This is a genomic window from Streptomyces sp. NRRL F-5123 (assembly GCF_000721495.1).
In the GTDB taxonomy this organism is placed as follows: Bacteria; Actinomycetota; Actinomycetes; order Streptomycetales; family Streptomycetaceae; genus Actinacidiphila.
In genome coordinates this window covers 55,972-75,216 of record NZ_JOHY01000008.1, presented here as the reverse complement: position 1 = coordinate 75,216, position 19,245 = coordinate 55,972, and the positions used below count along the sequence as shown (strand labels likewise).

Below are 19,245 nucleotides of genomic sequence, written 5' to 3'. Positions count from 1 at the left end.
GAGGTGTCGGGTGGACCGTCGACCGGCCCTGCCGAGTCGAAAGCCCCCTCCTATCAGCCACTCTCCCGCGGCCGACGGCCGCACGACCCTTGAGCCGAGGACCCACACACACCATGCAACTCCTCAGACCTGTGCGCGTCGCCCTGCCGGCCGCGGCCCTGGTGGCCGCAATCGCGCTGAACGTCCCGCCCGCGAACGCCGTCACGGGTCCACCGACCACCGACACCGCCTCCTCCTACGCCTTCACCACCCGTCTCGACATCGGTACCGGGGACACCGAGCGCGCCTGCTCCGGTGCGCTGGTGGCCCCTCGGTGGGTCCTCACCGCCGCGAGCTGCTTCGTCGCCGACCCGGCTGCGGGCCTGGACGTACCCACCGGCCCGCCCACGGCGAAGACGACCGCGACCATCGGGCGTGCCGACCTGACGACCACGGCCGGACAGGTCCGCACCGTCGTCAAGCTCGTGCCCGAATCGGGGCAGGACCTGGTGCTGGCCGAGCTGGCCAGCCCGGTCGCCGGGATCGCCCCGGTCGCGCTGAGCACGACCGCGCCTGTGGCCGGAGAGCAACTGCAGGTCGCCGGATACGGCCGGACCAAGGACGAGTGGGTCCCGCTGAATCTGCACACCGGCACGTTCGGCGTGGACACCGTCGCCGCCGGCGAGATCGACATCACCGGTCAGGACGGCGCGGCGGTCTGCAAGGGCGACAGCGGCGGTCCCCTGCTCCGCGAGAGCGGCGGCGCGGTGCAGCTCGTGGGGATCAACAGCCGCTCCTGGGGCGGTGGCTGCTTCGGCGCGGACCCCTCGGAGACCCGCACCGGAGCGGTCGACACCCGCGTGGACACCGTGGGCGCCTGGGTGAGCGCCACGGTCGCCGACCCGGCGCTGCCGCCCCGCCACGACTACAACGGTGACGGCCGCAGCGACATCGGCGTCTGGTACGACTACACCGACGGATCGGACGCCCTGCACACGTTCGTCGCCAACCCCGACGGATCGTTCGCCGCACCGATGGAGTCCTACTCCGCGCCCGCGACGACCTGGCAGCACATCAGCAACATGAAGTTCGCCACCGGTGACTACAACGGTGACGGTCTCGGCGACGTCGTAATCCTCTACGGCTACGAGGAAGGCACCGTCAAGATCTTCACCGCGCTCGGCAGGCCAGACGGCGGCTTCAACGCTCCCGTTGCCTCCTGGAGCGCGCCCTCGGGCTCCTGGGACTTCGACAACATGCTGCTGCAGAGCGGCGACTTCAACGGTGACGGCCGCGACGACCTCGCCGTCTGGTACAGCCTGGCCGACACCACGCACGCCCTGTACACCTTCACCTCCACCGCCCAGGGCGGCTTCAACGCCCCGTTCTCCGCATGGACCGGGCCCGCGGCCCACACCTGGACCACCGTGCAGTGCGCGTTCGTGACCGGCGACTTCAACGGCGACGGCCGCGACGACCTGGCCCTCCTGTACGGATACCTCGACGGCCACGTCCAGATGCACACCTTCCTCAGCCAGCCCACCGGCGCGTTCAGCAGCCCCGTCCCCTCCTGGGCCAGCAGCACCTGGGGCAGCTTCGCGCGCACCCATCTCCAGGCGGGCGACTTCAACGGTGACGGCATCGACGACGTCGCTTTCTGGTACGACTACGCCGACGGCCACGACGACCTCATGACCCTCGCCGCCTCCAGCGACGGCAAGTTCGCCGCGCCCGTCATCGCATGGACCGCCGCAACCGGTCTGTTCACCTACCAGAACGTGCACCTCATCACCGGCGACTACAACGGCGACGGCATGGACGACGTCGCGGCCCTGTACGACGACACAACGGACGGCAAGCGGAAACTGATCACCTGGACCGCCAAGGCCGACCACACCGGCAAGTTCAACGGCGCCCTGACCAGCTGGACAAGCACCACCGGCTCCTGGAACCCCGACCGGGCCCACATCCTCAACCGCTACAACTGAGCGATGTCGGGGACTGGCACGGTGGCTTCCGCTCCGTTCCAGTCCCCGCCACTGCAAACCGTGACGGCGCCGATCGTCTCACGCGGATCTTTCCGGCCGCGGGCCGGCCCCACCGGACCCCTCAGAGAGCGCGGCACCCCCGCGTCGGGGGCACGTCGGCGATTGCAGCAGCGGCGAGAAAACCCCAGCTCAGCGCTCCCGCCCCCGCGGCTTCAGCGGCGTCGGGGGCAGGGCGGGGGCCTCCAGTCGGGGGCCCGCGTAGCCGTGGACCTCGCCGAAGCGGGTGCCGGTGCGCCAGGCCTCGCGGGCCTCAACGATGTCCTCGGCTGACCTGCCGACGAAGTTCCAGAACATAGCACGCACAAACGGTGTTTCAGCAGCTCAAGGGCATGATCCACCCTCGGAGGTCAGCAAAACCCCAGCACCGGACGCCGAGGAGGCCGCCGAACCATGGCCGCCAAGACCCTGCCCCGCGGGATGGGCACCTTCTTCAAGACCTGCGAACATCCGCCCGCCAGGTGGACCAAGTGCCCGCACGCCTACACGATCAGGTACCGCGACAGCGCGGGGCGGCAGACCGAGGAGTCCGGTTTCACCAGCCAGGACGCCGCCATGGAGCGGCTCACCGACGTCTACCGCGACAAGAAGTCCAAGGCGCACAGCAAGAGCAGGGCCGACCGCATCCGCAAGTACGGCGCCATGACGTTCGGCACCTTCACCACCGAATGGCGCGCTGGCCAGCGCCACCTGGCGGACTCCTCCCGCCGGCACCTCGACTCCCTCCTCGCGCACCACCTGCTCCCCGCCTTCGAGAGCCGCCGGATGAGCAGCTTCGACCACAAGGTCGTGGACACCTTCATCCAGTCCATGGAGCGCAACGGCGTCGGCCTGGCCACGCAGTCCAACGTCTACGACAAGCTGAAGGCGATCCTCCTGGACGCCCACCGCCTCGGCCTCTACGAGGACAACCCCCTGGACGGCGTCAAGCCACCGCAGTACGACCCCGCGCGCACCGTCATCCCCTCCCCCGCCCAGCTGAGCCTCCTCCGCTCCTCGGGCGACGACGCCTTCCACCTCGTCGCCGAGCTGATGAGCGGCTGCGGCCTGCGCAACGGCGAGGCGGCAGCGGTCAACCTCGACCACATCGTCGCGAGCGACACCTACCGCGTCCACGCGCAGGTCAACCAGACCACCAACACCTACGCCCGTCTCAAGCACCGCAAGCCGGGCGAGTACCGGGACGTCCCCCTGCCGTCACGGACCCGCGAGGCCATCGAGTCGTACGCGAAGACGCACGGCACCGTGGACGGCTACCTCCTCCGCAATCCCCGGAACGCCGAACAGCCCTATCCCTACTACTGCCTCTCCAACCAGTGGCAACGTATCAAGAAGTCCGACACCGTCGACATCCCTGACGGCATGACCGTCTACGGCTTCCGTCACTTCTTCGCCTCGAACTGCCTCTCCCACGGCATCCCATCACCGACGTCGCCGAATGGATGGGCCACAAGAGCCTCGACATCACCTTCCGGATCTACCGCCACCTGATGCCCGGTTCCATCAGCAAGGCCGCCAAAATCCTCGACGTGGGCTTGGCGGTCTGACGTCGGCGCGCGCTGCCGCCTCTGCTGCGTGGTGGCAGCGCAGGCCGAACCGGATGGTCAGCCGACCATCCGCCGCTGCCTCACCCAATTCTGGACGTCGGCAATCCTGAACTGGATCTTCGCGTTCACCCCCCTCCCGAACTTGTACGGCACCAGCCCGGCCCGACGGCTTTTGTGGACCCGGAATCAGGCGGGGTCGTCCACCGAGGACGCGCAGGCGGAAGCGCCGTTGGAACAGGTGCTGCCGCAGCCGTCGCCGGTCGAGCACTGGAGCTTGCCGTGGGGGTGGGTGGCGAGGACGACCCGCACGTCCAGCGGGGCGAAGTCCTCGTCGTCGGTGGCCGTCGGCGCGGGGGCGGACATGCTCATGGTGGTGCCCTTCCTTCCGTTGTGGGTGGTGCGGATGCCTGGCCGACGATCACGCGGTGGCGGGCCAGGAGAGTGCGATCCGGCTGTGGACCTTGTCGATGACCCGGTCGCCGGAGATCCGGTTGTCGGGGGTACCGGCCGGGTAGGCCCGGATGTCCGGGCCGGGGCCGCCGCGGTGGGCGAGGGCCCAACCGCGTACGTGGTCGGCGACGGTCTCCGCGAAGGCGGCGGCGTCCGGGCCGAGCGCGTGGACGCCGAACTCGACGTGCCCGTTGTCCTCCGTACGGCGGTGGGTGAGGTAGGCGAAGGTACGCCCGGCTTCGTCCACGGCGGCCAGGGAGAAGCCCTTGTTGGCGGGGGCGACGATCCCGGAGTCAAGGTCCGGGTCCACGGCCATGGTGCAGAAGCCGGGCAGCATGATGGCGAGGTGCATCTGCAGGGTGTCCAGCGGCTCGCTGACGCCGATGGCCACTCCGGTCCAGATCTCGACCCGGGGGAAGGTGACGGCGTTGTCGAGCAGGCCCGGGTCCGAGGGCAGACCGTCGTCGAAGCGCAGCCCGATCTCGGCCGTGCCGGCGACCAGGAGCAGATCCTCCCGGTGGGCGGCGGCTCCCTGCATCGGGACGAAGCCGCAGATCTTCGCGGACTCGCTCTCCAGACGGTCGTCCACGCGGACGAAGGCGATCGAGCGCGTCAGCCCGCGCATCCGGAGCGGCACCACCAGCCGCCCGCCGGGAACGAGCTGGTCGGTCCAGGCCGGCGGGATGTCCCAGGCCCCGGCGGTCACCATGACGACGTCGACCTGCCCGAGGCCGGGAATCGGCTCGGCGGCGTCCGCCGTCACCACCGTGACCCGGCCGTATCCGTGGTCGTCCAGCAGACGCCTGGCCCTGTCCGTCACGCTCGGGTCGATGTCCACCGTGGTGACGTGTCCTCCGGGGCCGACGAGTTCGGCCAGGTAGGCAGCATTCAGCCCGCCCGACCCGATCTCCAGCACCCGCGTTCCCGGGCCGACCCGGGCCTGCTCCAGCATGAGGGCCTGGATCTGCGGGGCAGACACCGAGCTGAGCTGGATCCCGTGCTCGTCGGTCTTCGTGATCACAGCGGCGTACGGCTGGTAGGCCTCCTCCAGCGTGGCCCCCGGCGCGAACTCGTGACGGGGGACGGCGCGCATGACGGCTTCGACCTCGGGCGAGCTGATCCACCCCGCCTTCCGAAGGGTGTCCACGACGCTGTTCCTCAAGCGGCTGGCCTCGTCGGGCTCGACGGCCGTGTTGCTCATGAAGACGGGTTCCTTCCCTCGCGCGGTGGTTGCTGACGCTACGAGAGATTCGACCGGACCACCCGGACTCTCGGTCCGGGTGGCCCGGCCGTCCGGGGCCCCGGGGCGACCTCAGGTCGCGTCGTTAGCCGAGAGGGACGCGACCATGTGCGCGAGCTGCTCGTGGTCGGTGAGGTCGGGGACCACGTACGCGGCTCCTGCGGCGCGCAGATCGGTCTCGGACGTCCGGCCGGTGGCGACGGCGATGACCGGAACGCCTGCGGATCGGCCGGCCCTGACGTCGGCGGACGTGTCGCCGACGACCACGGCGTCGCGTGACGTCAGCGGGATACCGAGGTGCGCCGCAGCCCTTCGCAGGGCGGTCCGGACCAGGTCGGCGCGCTCGTCCGCGTCCTCTCCGTAAGCGCCAAGGTCCCAGGCGATGTGACGGTCCAGCCCGAAGGTGCCCAACTTGATCTCTGCGACGCGCCGGACGTTGCCCGTCACCACCGTCTGGATGATCCCGGGAGCCGTAGCCAGCCTGTCCAGGACGGCTTCCGCCCCGGCAAGGGCCCGGCCCCGGGCGCGCAGCTCCGCCGCGGCGGCCACGTGGGCGTCGGCGAGCGCCGCCGCGAACCGCTCGAAGTCGGCCCTGTCCGTTTCCAGCCCGTGCAGCTTCGCCGTCTCCCGGAAGATGACCGCCTCGGTGATACCGTCCACCGTCGCCTGACGGAGCATCTCCTGCCCGGTGACCGCCCGGAAGGCCTGGGCCGACAGCTCCCTTCCCACACCCCGGGTCTCCACCAGCGTATGGTCGATGTCCCACAGGACGACCTGCCGCCGTGCCATGCGCCACGTCCTTCCTCGTCAATCACCGCTGGAACCACCGACCATGGGGGCCGCCACGATGGAGCCGGAACTCCCTGTCGGCCAGCGTATTCGCGAGCATCGCGAGCGGCAGGGCAAGAGCCAGGCGGTCGTCGCCGGCCTCTGCCGGATCACGGAGGACTACCTCTCCCGTATCGAGCGCGGCAAAAAGACGCCCACGCTGCCCGTCCTGATGAGCATCGCACGCGAGTTACGGATCCCCGTGGCCGTGCTGCTGGACGAGCCGTCCGACCCGCGACCCCGCACCGAGAAGGCCTGCGCCGACCGACGTGTCGCCAACGCTCTCCTCGGCCACGTGGAGGATCCCGGCCGCCCTCCGTGCTCGACGGCGGAGCTGCGCGCCGCCGTCGACAGCACCTGGCGCGCGTGGGAGACCCACCCCGAACGCTTCTCCGCGGCGGCCGATGCCCTCCCCGGTCTGATCCACGACGTGAACGCCGCGCTGCGCCGCCACCGCTCCGACGCGGACACCCACGCACGCCGGGAGATCCAGCGGTGCGCAGCGGACATGTACTTCATGCTCCGCTCCTACTGCCGCAGAACCGGCAGAGCCGACCTGTCGATGATGGTGGCCGACCGCGGCCTGCGGGCGGCCGAGGAAGCGGACGACCCGATCCGCATCGCGGCAGCCCGGTGGAATCTCGGCCACATCCTCCTCGGTACGGGCGATCCGGACGCCGCCGCGGACGTCGCCGTGCGGGCCGTCGAACAACTGGGCGCGGATCCGCAGGGCGAGGCAGCGGCCATGGCGGGCGCGCTGCAGCTCGTGGCGGTGGTCGCCGACGGACGCAGGAAAAGGTACTGGGCAGCGCGCGAGCGACTCGCCAAGTCGGCCACCCCGCTGGCGACAGCCGTCGGCGACGGCAACGCCCACCACACCGTCTTCGGCCCCACGAACGTCCAACTCCACGCCGTCTCTATCGACACGGAGGCCGGCAACTCACGGGCTGCCCTGGCCCTCGCGGACCGGATCGACACGTCGCGTCTCCCCCTGGAGCGCCGATTCACGTTCCAGCTCGACGTCGCCCGCTGCTGGGACCTGCTACGCGAGGACGCGGCGGTCCTGGTCCACCTGACCGACCTGGCAGCCGTCGCGCCGGAAGACTTCGCCCGCAACCCGATGGCCATCCAGATGGTGACTGACCTGCGGAAGCGGGCACGCCCGACGTATCGCAAGCAGGTGGTCGACCTGGCCGAGCGGGTCGGTGTCCGCTGAGTTCAGCGGGGTAGGGCGCGACCCGGTCGAGCTTGTCCACGGACCCGGTCCGGGGCCAGCCCAATCCGCCGGTGCGAAGCGGCCGCTTGGGCGATGGTCACACCGTCCTCGGTCACGTAACCGTTGCAATCCCTCGCCGCCCCGGAGGGCGGCGGCCACACCCCTGGCCGCGACACCGCGCCCGGTGTCCTCGATAGTGCAATCCTCCGCCGCCTGGCTTTATCGAGCAGTAGTGAAGTCGATTATCGACGGGTTTGGGAGGTGCCCAGACCCACGGACGGGTGACGTCGACAGTTGGTTCTGGCTCAACTTCTGTGGAGCATCCACGCTCCGTGACTGTTGATCTCCATATTGGCTCTCACCCGATCGTCCTGAAATGCCCCATGGCCGCCTTGTCGTGCCCGAGAGTTCGAGGCCGTGAACGAAGTGCTGCTGCGTCTGGAAGAGCTCCTATTCCTGTCGGACCCTGAAGTCGCGGTGTTGTCAGCGGAGGACGACGGCGAGGCGATCTGGATCGGAATCGCCTGCAAGTCGGCTGGTGCTGAGTGTCCCGGCTGTGGAAGGTGGTCGAACCGACTTCATGGGTCCTACCTGCGGTTTCCTGCTGATCTGCCCAGCGTGGGAAGGCGTGTGGTGCTGCGCCTCCAGGTCCGCCGGTTCATCTGCGCGGACGCCTCCTGTGGACGGCAGACCTTCGTGGAGCAGATCCCGGGACTGACCCGCCGTCACGCTCAGCGGACTGACCGGCTGCGTTCGGCCTTGGCCGAGGTGGGTCTTGCATTGACCGGCCGCGCTGGAGCCCGTCTTGCGGACGTCTTCGGAGTCTCCGTCAGCCGCAGTACGGTGCTTCGGCTGGTCGATGCGATGCCTGACCCTCAGCCATCGGACCCGCGGGTGGTGGGTATCGACGAGTACGCGATGCGCAAGGGCCGCATCTACGGGACCGTGCTGGTCAATGTCGAAACCGGCAGACCAGTGGATCTGCTGCCGGACCGTGAGGCAGCCACTGTCGCCGCCTGGCTTGCTGAGTGTCCTGAGGTTGAGGTGGTCTGTCGCGACCGTGCCCCCTTCTTCGCCGAAGGCGCCAGCACCGGGGCTCCCACCGCCGTGCAGGTCGCAGACCGTTTCCATCTCTGGCGCAACCTCGGCGAAGCCACCGAGCGATGCGTATCGCGCCATCGGACCTGTCTGCGAGTGCCATTCACGGTTCCCGGCTCCGAGAGCGCCACTGCGCCGCCGGCTCCCGAAGCTGGCACGTCCCCGTGGCCGACTGGACACCGCTTCGCCGATCGAACTCGCGAGAAGCACGCCATCGTGCACGAAATGCTCGGCGAAGGGCACAGCCGGCGGGCGGTCGCCCGCGAACTCCGAATGACCTACCGAACCGTTCAGCGCCTGGCCGACGCGGCAAGCCCGGAAGACCTCTTCCAAGGCCAGTGGCAGAACCGCAGGACAAAGCTCGACGACTTCAAGTCGTACCTGCACGAGCGGTGGGCCGAGGGCTGCACGAACGCCTGGACCCTCTGGAAGGAGATCCAGAGCCACGGATACACAGGTGGATACGGTGCCGTCCGTGCCTACCTTCGTCCCTTCCGAGACGCCGTGCCGGAGGGTCGGCCGCCGTCGCCCAGGACCGTGGCCGGGTGGATCCTGACCCACCCAGACGCCCTTGCGGAGAAGGACCGGCTGAAGCTGAAGTCCGTTCTGGCCCACTGCCCCGAGCTGGACACCCTCGCCGGGCACGTCCGTTCCTTCGGGCAGATGCTCACCCAGCGCAGAGAACGGCTCCCCGAGTGGATAGCGGCGGTCCGGGCCGACGACCTGCCCAGCATGCACACCTTCATCAACGGCCTCGAACGCGACCTCGCAGCCGTCACAGCCGGCCTGACCTTGCCCTGGAGCTCAGGCGTCGTGGAAGGCCACGTCAACCGCATCAAAATGATCAAGCGACAGATGTACGGACGTGCTGGCTTCAAGCTCCTGCGCAAGCGGGTGCTGCTTGCCTCGTGATCTCGTTGTCGGTGGTCAGTGCGACGATCCCCCAGACGGCCATGCAAGGAGAGACATGGGCACCTGGGATACCGGCCCCTTCGACAATGACACCGCCGCCGACTTCGGGGGTGATCTGGACGAGGCAGCGCTGGGAGAACGTGAACCCATGATCCGGGGCGTGCTCGTACGTGCCGCCAGCCCCGTGGACTTCCTGGGTATCTACGACGGCGAGCGGGCAGTGGCCGCAGCCGCCCTGGTCGTCGCCCAGCATCCTGACGGCGAGCCGGCGTGTTTGAACTATGGCCCATCAGAGCCGCTACCGGAGTTGCCCGCAGACCTTCGAATGCTCGCCGTCGACGCCCTGGACCAAGTGGTCTCCGACCGGTCTGAACTCGCCGAGCAGTGGGCCGAAGCTGCGAACTGGTCGAAGTGGCGTCAGGAGATCACCCACCTCCGCGACCTCCTTGACCCTCCGATCCCGCCACAAGAGGAAGCCCTGTTCGAGATCTAATTGGTTACCCAAAGTCACAGACCACAGAACTTGAGCCAGAACCCGAGTTTTTTTAGTTTGGGAGACACTGGGATTCTTGCCAGGGCAGCATCGAGGTGCCCCTGGTGAAAGGTGCTGGTCATGCCGCGGATGTCGAAGGTCGAGCTGTACGCGGCGATCCGGCGTGACCACCGTGGTGGCATGTCAATGCGCGAGCTTGAGCGCACGCACGGCGCGACCTGGCGGACGGTGCGGAAAGCGCTGGACTCTGCCTGGCTGGAGCCGCGCAAGAAGCTGCCGCCGCGGGCATCGGCTCTGGATCCGTACAAGTCGGTGATCGACTGCATCCTGCGGGCGGATCTGGACGCGCCGCGCAAGCAACGGCACACGGTCACGAGGATCTTCCACCGGCTGGTCGAGGAACATGGCGCCGACGTCTCCTACGGGATGGTCCGTTACTACGTCGCAGCCCGGAAGCCGGAAATCGTGGTCGAGTCGGGCAAGGCCCCGCTGGAGGCGTTCGTCCCGCACCGCCTCTCGCGCAGCCTCACCCATCAGGTGCCACAGGAAGAGCTTGCCTCACAACGAAGCGGGCTCTGGATCCGTTGCCAGGCGGGCATGGAGTTCCACGTCGACGCGGACGCCGTCGTATTCGAGCTTCTGTCGTTGCTGCCCTTCCACCGCGAAACCAGCAGCGCGAGCAACTCCGCATGAGGCGGGATTGTTCACCCGGTGCCCAAGCTCCAGCCGGAAGAGTTCCGCATCGTCGAAAGCCCAGCAAGCCCCAGCATGGCAGGCACGGGAAGCTATTCCCTGGCCCCGGGCCGTCGCCGTTGTCCAATAGGACACCCATCCAGTGGCATGACGCCGATCCACTGGACCAAGACGCACCTGGCCGAGAACGAGGCCGCTGCCATCGACGACGGCGAAGGAATAGGCGTAGTCCGCGGCCCAGTGCTCAGCGCGAGCCGTGATCCACCGCTCGGCGGCCTGGACAGAATCAACCGGCTCGATGGACTGGCCACGCATGAGCGGATCCGCGAACGCGGTCATCACCGCCTGGGCGTCCTCGGCCTTCCATCTCCGCAGCACCAGGCCAGAGGGGGTTTCTACACGATCGCGCACGACACGAGTCTTCCCCAACTGACGTCGCCTGTCACGGCGGTTTCCCCCCACAGTCGACAACTGGCCAGGGAACCGGCTCGGCTCAGGGACGTGAACCAGCTTCCATCGCCGTTCATGCCGTCATTTCTCATCGACATCCAGGCGACGAAAGATCACCAACTGCCTCCCAAACCCGTCCACATCTGCTGTTCCTAGAGATGCACGAAGCCAGCCGCCCCTGAGGACGGCGGCCACGCGCGGTGCCACAGCTCGTACAGGTGCTGCCACCGGTTGCGATCCTCCGCCGTCCCGGAGGGCAACGGCCACCACTGTCCTTGGACAGCGAAGTTAGTCGACGACGACGCCCTGACCTGCGACGACTGAGTTCATTGTCAGCAGGAGTGGAGCTCCGAAGCTGATCGCTAGGGGCGGATGGCGATGGTGCTGACGGTGCCGTTGCCCCAGACGGTGGTGTTCATCATCATGCGTCCGTCCAGCGACACCGCGGTAAATTCCGGCACGAAGCGCGTAGTGAACAGTGTCGCGAACCCGCTCCGTAGCTGGGTCACCTCGCTCGTGACCAGGTCCCAGTCGTCAAGGAGGCGGACCTGGACCCAGGCCCAGCCGTCCTCTTCGGGCTCTCCGTCCGTCGGGTGCGTGTCGACGCCGAGGAGGAACTCGCGGTCCTGATTGAAGAGTCCGTACTGCGTTGCCATCCGATACCAACTCGCGTTGACCTTGTCAGCCATGTCCGGGGCATCGACGTCGGCGATCTCGTCCGGGTGGGAGTCGAATCGCCCGTGCTCGGGGCGGGCACTCGCCGGCGAGTAACCCTCGGGCAGTGGCGGCAGCGGGACCTCATCCCAGCGCCGTTGCACGAAGTGAAGCCCGGCGGGTGCGATCAGGGCGGCTATCTCGGTGTCGGTCAACGTCACGGAGGCACGATAGTCGCAGGTAGATCGCCTGGTGTGCCAATTTCAGAACTCCCGGAGGCCCCACCCGCGAGTTCGGTAGGCGGTGGCGGCGGAGCGGTCTGCCCGTTGGCTGGACAGACCCAGGCTCGCTGGCGAGGAAGCCGGAACGACTGGGTTCGCTGTCAAACGCCTCGATTGGATGACAGCGGACAACCACCTTCGGCATGCACCACACTCCGTCGTTGCGGACGTTGCGATCCTCCGCCGCCCCGGAGGGCGGCGGCCACGGGTGGATGATCGCCAACGTTTCGCCACTCCCCCGGTTGCGATCCTCCGCCGCCCCGGAGGGCGGCGGCCACCAGTTCGGACAGCACCGTCGTCCGGTCCATCCAATGGTTGCGATCCTCCGCCGCCCCGGAGGGCGGCGGCCACGGTACTTGACCAGCACAAGCTTGCCTTGCCGACTACTCTCACGAAACTCCGCGATGCGCGATTCTCCGCATGCCGGGCATTTTCCTTCGGTGCGACCCGCGTGTCGCGTGCATGCTTGAGGTTCCGAAGCAACGCCTCTCCGGCCCACGGCGCGCCTTGCCCGACTCAGAGAAGCCACCCTAGCGGTCACAGGTTCCCGCACCGTGGACCCGATGTCTGCAGGTAGACCATCCGTCCCTTTCGGGCCAAGCAGCTCACGAGTTACCCGAGAGGGACCTCGGCAAGCGTGGTCCATTCGTACATCTGGTGGTCGCGGTGGATCACGATGAGGTCTGCGTGCGTGACCACAGCCTTCGCCGGAGGTACGGCCGCGGCCTCGATCGCCTCGGCGTAAGGCGCGGCCGGGCCCTCGGCGTGGCTGTACGCGATGCTGACGTGCGGGTTGAAGCCCTCCGCAGGTTCCGGCACCTCCGGCAGCACGTCGGCAATCGCTGAGCGCAGTTCCTGTCGGAGCCGGCGGATGGGCTCCGCCGGGACCACAGGAACAAGGATCGCTTCCGGATCGACGATCGGAGCCTCCAGCGAGACGTCGAACGAGTGCAGGGCCGCCAGCCGGGAGCGGGCCGCAGCGGCAATCGCCGTAGCCGTCGCCTCGGAGACGTCGTTGGTGAATCCGACGCCCTGCGTCGTCAGGTGCAGCCAGCGGTCGGGGATCAGGTCCAGCCCGGAAGGCCCGCCAGCGCCCGGCGGTAGCCATCGGCGACTCGGTGGACGTCGTGCTGACCCTCCCAGGTGATATGCCAGGTGTAGAAGCGACGGCCCACGTCCCAACCGGGTCGCCACCACCAGTGGCTGCGCATGGCCTGAGGGGTCATAACCGCCGATCCTGTCAGCTCGTGCCCGCACCTGGCGAGAGGGCGAGCCTCCGCGGCGCCGAGTCCTGGCACCAGTCGAGCGGCGCAGCCCGCGCCTGGACGCTTGCGGCGCCCCGCGCTCCTGGTGCTTGCGTCATCTGCGTGGTCAGATCGCGCATACGGCCGATGACCGTTCCGTAGCGCTGTTCCGGCCGAAGCTGGAGGACCGGCAGCAGTACCTCCATCACGGCGTCCGGCTGACCGACGCCGACGTACCCCATGGCGCGGCTGATCGAGGTCTGCGCCTCGGTGCCGTACGCGCGTACCGGCTGGGCCTGGAGGTGGGTGAGCGCCGATTCGGCCTCGTCCAGCGCGTCGCCGTAGGCCGCGATGCGCAGATGGGAGCTCGCGGCGTACTGCTCCTGCCTGCCGGTGCTGCAGGAGAACAAGCCGCCGATCTCGTCGTCGCCGGTGCTCTGGTCCCGCGCGGCCTGGGCGCGACGCAGAGCGTCCTGGGTCTCCTCGGCGGCGCCGAGCTTCGACCAGGCGTCCGCTTCCTGGCAGGCCAGCAGCGCTCCGACGGTGCCGCCGGCCGCGTACATCGCTCCGCGGCGGGCGTGCTGGACGGCGTCCCTGAGCCGTCCGTCCCAGAAGGCGACCTTGCTGCGGGTGCTCGCGGTCCAGGCGAGCAGCCCCTGGTGCTCGGCCTTCTTGCCGCACAGCCAGGCGGTACGGCCGTGGGCCTCGGCGTCGTCCAGGTGGCCCAGATCGCTGCTCATCCAGGCCAGCAGGGCGCACAGGTAACCGGCGGCGACGTACAGGTCCGACGCTTGCCGCGGTGAAGTGTGCCCCTCCAGGAGGCGGAAGGTGGTGTCGCGCAGGCGCCGAGTGCGGGTGAAGATCTCGACGGCGTCTCCGCCGAGGTAGTCCTTGGCGAGACGGCGGACGTCGGACTGGATCTGCTCCAACGCGATTCGCCGATCGTGCTGGTCTCGGCCCATGCGGCCCACGCGACGGATTCCTCCGCCGCCTGCCGGACCTCGGCGGCGAGCGTCGGCGGGGGCTCGTCGGGCGTACGAAACGGGTCGGGCGTCTCCCGTACACGCACCGTCTGGCGCGGTGCGGGCGCCTCCACGCGAGGCATGGCTCGCCGGTCCTCGATGTCGAGCAGTTGCTCCGCCTCGCAGCCGTACACCTCGGCCATGAGGTCGAGAACGGCCTGCGACGGCCGACGGTCGGTCAGCGGCCACTTCTCCCACTTGCCCAGAAGGCTGGCGTCGGCTGCCGTGGCGTCACCACGGGTGACACCCTCCTCGTTGATGCGATCAGCGGCCTCCTGCAAGCTCAGACCGTGCGCGTGCCGCCACGCCTCACGAGGGCGAAAACCCCAGCGGGCCCGCATTTCGTTCACGATGTCCGATGCCGAACAGCCGACCGCAAGTATTTCCCTGCGCAGATTGTCACGCTGGGCCTTGCTACCGGGCTTCGGAGACTGGGCCATGAGATCCCCCAGACGTGGTTATGTGTTTTCACGGTAGCGCTCGGTCAGCTGCCCGGCTTGAGAAATGTCCATGTTTCGGGGTTCACCGCTGTCCAAAACCTTCCGCGAGAGAAGGAGTTTTCACGGGTCACAGGGCGCGTTGTCCGTCCAGATTTCCTGGTCATCACTGCCCGTGACGATCCACGTGCGAAAGAGGGACTGTTAAGGCCCTCATTTCCTATCGCTGGAGACGCCATGACAGCCGAGCCCACTGTCGCCAGGCGCGAGCAAGAGCTGGCTGCCGCACGCCGGCTCTCGACCACGTCGGACGAGCCGTCACCGACAGGTACGGCAGAGCAGGTACCGCACGGGGACGCGTTGCCGTGCGCCAGATCCCTGAAGCGGATCCCGGAGTCGGCCCTCGCCGCGCGGACCCTGGTAACCGACACACTGGCGTCGTGGGATCTCCGACATCTCACCGACGAAGCGGTGCTGATCGTGACGGAGCTGGGGACTGTAAAACGTTCGGCCCTGTCTCACATCCGGTGGTGACGGACGGTGGTGATGGCGATGGGGTAGGCCCAACGGCCGCGAAGTCGCAGGTCCGTGCGCCGGGCAGTCGTCCCCAGGAATCGGCGGCGGCTACGCAGGCGGCCGATTCGAGCACGACGTGTCCAGGCCGGCATCCCACCGCAGGGCCGTCCACCCCATGAAACACCGAGGTCAGAGCACTAACTGCACTCTCTGCGACTGGAGACCATCCCTCCTTACGATCCGTCACCACCGGATGTGAGACAGGGCCGCTCGTTTTACAGACCCGAAGATCCGCCAGGACGTCAGACGGGCGACGCCTTGTTCGGCAGGGGCACGGTTGTGGGCGAGCGCGCGGTTCAGCGTCTACTCGTTCAGGGATAGTTGGCCGCCTGATGATGGTCGAATGGCGGTGACGGCCCAGGGGCCTGCGCCTATGTAGGCACGGTCGGCAACGACCGGGACGCCTTGGCGTTCGCAGATCCGAATGATGCCGTGGGTGCGGGCGGCGGTCAGGTCGTGAGCGCGGCCCGGCAGGGCCGACGAGATCCACACCACTGCAGCCAGCCGTCCGAGTCGGTGACGACCTGCACGTTCACCCAAGGCGGCGGCGCTTGTGGGAGAAGCCTGCTCGGCTGTTGCCAGGCCTGCAATGCCTGCGCCAGTCGCCCGAAGTCCGCTCCCTGTGTTGCTGCTGCTGGAGGGCCACCCCCCTTGACGAGCATGAGCACCATGGCACTGTCGAGGACCTTGTCGGACAACAGCCTGCTGTAGCGGCGCTCGTCCTCGCCGAGGACTGCGTCGTCGGGCGTCACCGGGTGGAAGCGCAACTCGGGCTGGGCCAGCAGTGCGTCCGCGACCGTGCCGAGGCCGTGAGCGGTGAGGTGGCGGCGCATCGCGCGGCCGGCGTGCACGGCAGCGACCCATGGGGTGTGCAACGGGTCGGCGGGTGTCAGGATCGCCTCTCGCTCGACGATGCGCTCGATCGGGCCGTGTGCGTCGTCCAGGGCGATGGTGGACCCGCCCGCGGTGCCCTCAGGACGGTACCGGCTGAACTGTGACCAGCTCAGGCCGGTAGTGACGGTCGGTGCGGGCAGCACCTCGGTGACCTCGTCGATCACCAGCCCGCGCAGGGTCGTCGTGAGTGGCCCGCCCACGACCACCACGTGTGCGTGGTTGCGGTCCGGTTTTCCGTGAACGCTGTGACCGCCAGTTCGGGCGCCGTGTGCAACGAGGCATCTCCCGGCCTTGGGCAGTGAGTTCGGCGAGGGTCTGCCAGGCCTCCGCGGCGGCCCGGTAACGCCGTCTCATCGAGCGGCCAGGCGCATGAGCCAGTCCCGCAGCAAGGCCATTTCGGTCGGGCTGAGTACGTCCGGGGCGTGATCAAGTACAGAGGAGAGGGAGATCGCGGCAGACGCCACCGCGGTGGCTGCGCTGGCCGGCTCGTCGTGAGCGTCGTTGTTGGCGGTGATGGCGCTCAGGACCGCGTCGCGCATATGGGCGGACATGCGCAGGTCGGTGCCATGCTCCGGGTCCGTGATCAGTGACATGATGACGCCGCTGCTGGCCGCGAGGATCTCGGCTGCTGCGTCCGACGGCTCAATCGCCAACAGCCCCTGCTGAGCCGCCGGCTTCAGCGCCTTGAGCAGCATGGCTTCCACATCAGTCACCACGCCGCAGCGGGTTCCCTGGCCCACACGGGCGTAGATGTAGGCGTAGAACGTCGGGTGCTCGAGGCCGAACTGGATGTGCCGGTCCCAGCCCTCTCGGATCTGCTGGATGGGGTCGCTGCCGTCCCGGTGATCGTCCTGGGTGGTGAGGAAGCTGCGGAACCCATGACTGACGACGGCATCAAGCAGACCCTGCTTGCTGCCGAAGTGGTGGTACAGCGTCGGCGCCTGGACACCGGCCAGTTCGCAGATGGCACGAGTGGAGACGTCGCCTCCGTCGGAGGCCTCAAGGAGCCGGGCGCCAGCGAGGAGCAGTCGGTCACGGACAGGTGTGCTTGGCATACGGCTACATTACGCGCTATAGCGACGCTACTACCACCCCTACTGCTGCCACGACCGAAGAACCGGGATGATCTCAGCCGCTGATGGTTGTTCGTACCCCTGCCGCAAGCGGCTGTTGTCGCCATACATGCCTGGTGAGCGTGCTCCCGCACCTCCGAAGGGTAGCGACGCTACAAAAATATATAGCGATCACTTGACTCAAAACGTAGCGATGATACATTCGGCTTCGTGAGTACTACTGATCAATCAACAGTGGCGGGCGCCAGCCCCCAGGCCGCCAAGCTTGGCGGCCGCGCGGCGACTCTCCTCGCCGTCTTGTGTGCCGCGTTCTTCCTGGACGCGCTGGACACCTCGATGGTCGCGGTGGCGCTGCCCACGATTCAGCACGCCCTTGACATGTCGCTCAGCCAGTTGCAGTGGGTGGTCTCGGGCTACGTCCTCGGTTTCGGCGGGTTCCTCCTACTGGGCGGACGCGCCGCGGACCTTCTGGGACGTCGGAAGGTGTTCCTCATCGCCCTCCTCGGCTTCTTCTTCATGTCCGCCCTCGGTGGGGTAGCCACGGGCGGGGAGATGCTGATTGCGAGTCGCTTCCTGAAGGGCATCGCCGCCGGCTTCACTGCCCCGGCAGGCCTGGCGATCATCCTCGGGAGCTTTCCAGAAGGACCGATCCGTAACCGGGCACTCGCGATCTACTCCTCGACGGGCGCGGCCGGCTTCACCTTCGGCCTGATCTCCGGTGGCCTGCTCAGCGAGGTCGGTTGGCGATGGGTCTTCTTCATGCCGACCATCGTTTCCGGGCTGATCCTGCTCGCTGCCCCTCGCCTGATCCCGGCAGATTCACGGGCGGGCGGGCGCCGCCAGAAGATGGACATACCCGGTGCCGCCGCGGTGACGATCGCCATGCTGCTGTTCGTTTTCACCCTCACCGAAGCACCAGGCGTTGGCTGGGCCTCGGCCCGCACCATCCTCTCTTTGGTCGGTGTGGCTGTCCTGCTCGCTGTGTTCGTCCGGATCGAGCAGCGCCATCATTCCCCGCACCTGCCCCTGAGCCTGCTGAAGTCCTGGCCTCGGGTGCGTGCCAATCTCGGCGTAATGGCGTTTGTCGGCGGCTGGGCCGCCGCCCAGTTCATGGCCACCCTGTACATGCAGGAGACGCGCGGCTGGTCCGCGCTGGCAACCGCGGGAGCGTTCTGGCCTTGCGGCGTCCTGGGAGTGTTCATCGCTCCGCGGCTGGAGAAGTACATCGGCCGGTTCGGCGTTCAGCGCGTTCTCGCCTTCGGCCTCCTCCTGACCGTCGTCGCCTACCTTCTCTTCCTGCCCATCGGCGTGCACTCGGGCTACTGGCCCGCGCTGTTCCCCACCTTCGCTTTGATCGGTATCGCGTTCGCGCTGTGCTTCAGCACGCTCAGCATCACCGCCACGACCGACGTCGAGCCCGACCAGCAGGGCGTGGCCAGCGGACTGTTCCAGACCTCGGCCCAGTTCGGGACCGCACTGCTGGTCGCGATCGCCACCGCCGTCAATCAGGCAGCCGCCTCTCACGACTCTGCCGCGGGGGCGCTGCGCGGCTACCACGCCGCCCTCCTGGTGCCTCTGATCGCCGTAGCCGCCGTCCTCCTGCTGACCCTGCCTGCGGCGTTTCGCAAGCACACCATTGCGCCCGCCCAGTAGCCACCGGACCAAACGAGCAGCATCGGCACCCCGACTGGAGCGGTGTGCCGATGCCGGCTGTACCGGTGGTGGTGCCGGAGGCGGATTGACGCAGCTGTCGGCGTGCCAGTGCGTGGAGGGAGTCGACGAGTGCCGTGGCGTCCGGGGTGAGCCGGTAGTGGACCTGCACCGGCGTGGTGGGCAGGACGGCCCGTTCCATGGGTCCCGCGGCTTCGAGTTCCTTCAGCCGCAGGGCCGGCAGCCGGTCAGAGATGCCGTGGACGGTGGCGCGGTAGTCGCGGAAGCGGGTCGTGCCCCGGCGTGCGGCGGTGAGGATCGGCTCGGTCCAACGGCGGTTGAGAAGTTCGAGGACGGTGCCGGAGGAGGAACAGGACCCCTTGTGGGGTGGTGTCCGGCCGGCGCCGTCCGGCCCGGGTGCGGCATGTGACTCGCATCTTCGGTGCTGAGGGACGATGTCCGG

General features: G+C 68.2%; 14 protein-coding genes and 4 pseudogenes. 7 read left to right on the top strand and 11 right to left on the bottom strand.

All coding sequences use genetic code 11. From position 1 onward, the window contains the following. Nucleotides 1–113: 113 nt before the first annotated feature. Nucleotides 114–1,967, top strand: a complete 1,854-nt coding sequence (locus tag IH54_RS0109935; protein ID WP_031514975.1) for an FG-GAP-like repeat-containing protein — start codon at nucleotides 114–116, stop codon at nucleotides 1,965–1,967. Between the two features lie 189 nt (nucleotides 1,968–2,156). Here the strand turns inward: IH54_RS0109935 and IH54_RS42985 are convergent. Further along, nucleotides 2,157–2,321: pseudogene (locus IH54_RS42985) on the bottom strand (pirin family protein); the annotation flags it as partial. 96 nt (nucleotides 2,322–2,417) lie between these two features. Here IH54_RS42985 and IH54_RS39570 point away from each other — a divergent pair. Then, nucleotides 2,418–3,515 carry a tyrosine-type recombinase/integrase gene (locus tag IH54_RS39570; RefSeq protein WP_234343437.1) on the top strand — a complete coding sequence of 366 codons (1,098 nt, stop codon included), beginning with the start codon at nucleotides 2,418–2,420 and terminating at the stop codon, nucleotides 3,513–3,515. Between the two features lie 242 nt (nucleotides 3,516–3,757). Here the strand turns inward: IH54_RS39570 and IH54_RS0109915 are convergent, their stop codons facing one another. The 3 genes from IH54_RS0109915 to IH54_RS0109905 form a co-directional block, all read right to left on the bottom strand. Then, nucleotides 3,758–3,940, bottom strand: coding sequence for an FxLD family lanthipeptide (locus IH54_RS0109915; protein WP_031514973.1), 183 nt, complete (start codon nucleotides 3,938–3,940; stop codon nucleotides 3,758–3,760). A gap of 49 nt (nucleotides 3,941–3,989) precedes the next feature. After that, nucleotides 3,990–5,222, bottom strand: coding sequence for a methyltransferase, FxLD system (gene fxlM / locus IH54_RS0109910; RefSeq protein WP_031514971.1), 1,233 nt, complete (start codon nucleotides 5,220–5,222; stop codon nucleotides 3,990–3,992). A 111-nt stretch (nucleotides 5,223–5,333) separates the two neighbouring features. Beyond that, nucleotides 5,334–6,050: an HAD family hydrolase gene (locus tag IH54_RS0109905; RefSeq protein ID WP_031514970.1), complete on the bottom strand. Its 717-nt coding sequence runs from the start codon at nucleotides 6,048–6,050 to the stop codon at nucleotides 5,334–5,336. Nucleotides 6,051–6,093: 43 nt separating this feature from the next. On the opposite strand from IH54_RS0109905, the gene IH54_RS0109900 reads away from it, so the two are divergent. The 4 genes from IH54_RS0109900 to IH54_RS47895 all read left to right on the top strand — a co-directional run bounded on the left by IH54_RS0109900 (nucleotide 6,094) and on the right by IH54_RS47895 (nucleotide 10,501). Further along, a complete protein-coding gene (locus tag IH54_RS0109900) occupies nucleotides 6,094–7,305 on the top strand; it encodes a helix-turn-helix domain-containing protein (protein ID WP_078862071.1) in 1,212 nt (403 codons plus the stop codon). Nucleotides 7,306–7,722: 417 nt separating this feature from the next. Next, a complete protein-coding gene (locus IH54_RS0109895; RefSeq protein ID WP_043180391.1) occupies nucleotides 7,723–9,315 on the top strand; it encodes an ISL3 family transposase in 1,593 nt (530 codons plus the stop codon). A 55-nt stretch (nucleotides 9,316–9,370) separates the two neighbouring features. Beyond that, a complete protein-coding gene (locus IH54_RS0109890) occupies nucleotides 9,371–9,808 on the top strand; it encodes a DUF4259 domain-containing protein (RefSeq protein WP_031514966.1) in 438 nt (145 codons plus the stop codon). A gap of 120 nt (nucleotides 9,809–9,928) precedes the next feature. After that, on the top strand, nucleotides 9,929–10,501 hold the full coding sequence (locus IH54_RS47895) for a hypothetical protein (RefSeq protein WP_324607758.1): 573 nt from the start codon (nucleotides 9,929–9,931) through the stop codon (nucleotides 10,499–10,501). A gap of 30 nt (nucleotides 10,502–10,531) precedes the next feature. Here the strand turns inward: IH54_RS47895 and IH54_RS47890 are convergent. The 6 genes and pseudogenes from IH54_RS47890 to IH54_RS0109855 all read right to left on the bottom strand — a co-directional run. After that, nucleotides 10,532–10,840: pseudogene (locus IH54_RS47890) on the bottom strand (GNAT family N-acetyltransferase); the annotation flags it as partial. 473 nt (nucleotides 10,841–11,313) lie between these two features. Next, complete coding sequence (locus tag IH54_RS0109880; protein ID WP_031514964.1) at nucleotides 11,314–11,826, bottom strand: hypothetical protein; 513 nt, start codon at nucleotides 11,824–11,826, stop codon at nucleotides 11,314–11,316. A 672-nt stretch (nucleotides 11,827–12,498) separates the two neighbouring features. Next, on the bottom strand, nucleotides 12,499–13,080 hold the full coding sequence (locus IH54_RS39565; protein ID WP_324607757.1) for a 2'-5' RNA ligase family protein: 582 nt from the start codon (nucleotides 13,078–13,080) through the stop codon (nucleotides 12,499–12,501). 46 nt (nucleotides 13,081–13,126) lie between these two features. Then, entirely contained in the window at nucleotides 13,127–14,059 is a 933-nt protein-coding gene (locus tag IH54_RS39560) for an XRE family transcriptional regulator (RefSeq protein WP_234343435.1), read from the bottom strand. Between the two features lie 1,331 nt (nucleotides 14,060–15,390). Next, nucleotides 15,391–15,751, bottom strand: a pseudogene (locus tag IH54_RS46705) (transposase family protein); the annotation flags it as partial. 658 nt (nucleotides 15,752–16,409) lie between these two features. Then, complete coding sequence (locus IH54_RS0109855; RefSeq protein ID WP_031514961.1) at nucleotides 16,410–17,114, bottom strand: TetR/AcrR family transcriptional regulator; 705 nt, start codon at nucleotides 17,112–17,114, stop codon at nucleotides 16,410–16,412. Between the two features lie 228 nt (nucleotides 17,115–17,342). On the opposite strand from IH54_RS0109855, the gene IH54_RS0109850 reads away from it, so the two are divergent. After that, nucleotides 17,343–18,785, top strand: coding sequence for an MFS transporter (locus IH54_RS0109850; protein WP_031514960.1), 1,443 nt, complete (start codon nucleotides 17,343–17,345; stop codon nucleotides 18,783–18,785). Nucleotides 18,786–18,900: 115 nt separating this feature from the next. Here IH54_RS0109850 and IH54_RS48080 read toward each other — a convergent pair. After that, nucleotides 18,901–19,239 (bottom strand): annotated as a pseudogene (locus IH54_RS48080) (winged helix-turn-helix transcriptional regulator); the annotation flags it as partial. Between the last annotated feature and the right edge of the window lie 6 nt (nucleotides 19,240–19,245).

Excerpts from the sequence above, each read along its gene's own strand:
- IH54_RS0109935 (WP_031514975.1), top strand. The coding sequence starts at position 114 with ATGCAACTCCTCAGACCTGTGCGCGTCGCCCTGCCGGCCGCGGCCCTG.
- IH54_RS39570 (WP_234343437.1), top strand. The coding sequence starts at position 2,418 with ATGGCCGCCAAGACCCTGCCCCGCGGGATGGGCACCTTCTTCAAGACC.
- IH54_RS0109915 (WP_031514973.1), bottom strand. The coding sequence starts at position 3,940 with ATGAGCATGTCCGCCCCCGCGCCGACGGCCACCGACGACGAGGACTTC.
- fxlM (WP_031514971.1), bottom strand. The coding sequence starts at position 5,222 with ATGAGCAACACGGCCGTCGAGCCCGACGAGGCCAGCCGCTTGAGGAAC.
- IH54_RS0109905 (WP_031514970.1), bottom strand. The coding sequence starts at position 6,050 with ATGGCACGGCGGCAGGTCGTCCTGTGGGACATCGACCATACGCTGGTG.
- IH54_RS0109900 (WP_078862071.1), top strand. The coding sequence starts at position 6,094 with ATGGGGGCCGCCACGATGGAGCCGGAACTCCCTGTCGGCCAGCGTATT.
- IH54_RS0109890 (WP_031514966.1), top strand. The coding sequence starts at position 9,371 with ATGGGCACCTGGGATACCGGCCCCTTCGACAATGACACCGCCGCCGAC.
- IH54_RS47895 (WP_324607758.1), top strand. The coding sequence starts at position 9,929 with ATGCCGCGGATGTCGAAGGTCGAGCTGTACGCGGCGATCCGGCGTGAC.
- IH54_RS0109855 (WP_031514961.1), bottom strand. The coding sequence starts at position 17,114 with ATGCCAAGCACACCTGTCCGTGACCGACTGCTCCTCGCTGGCGCCCGG.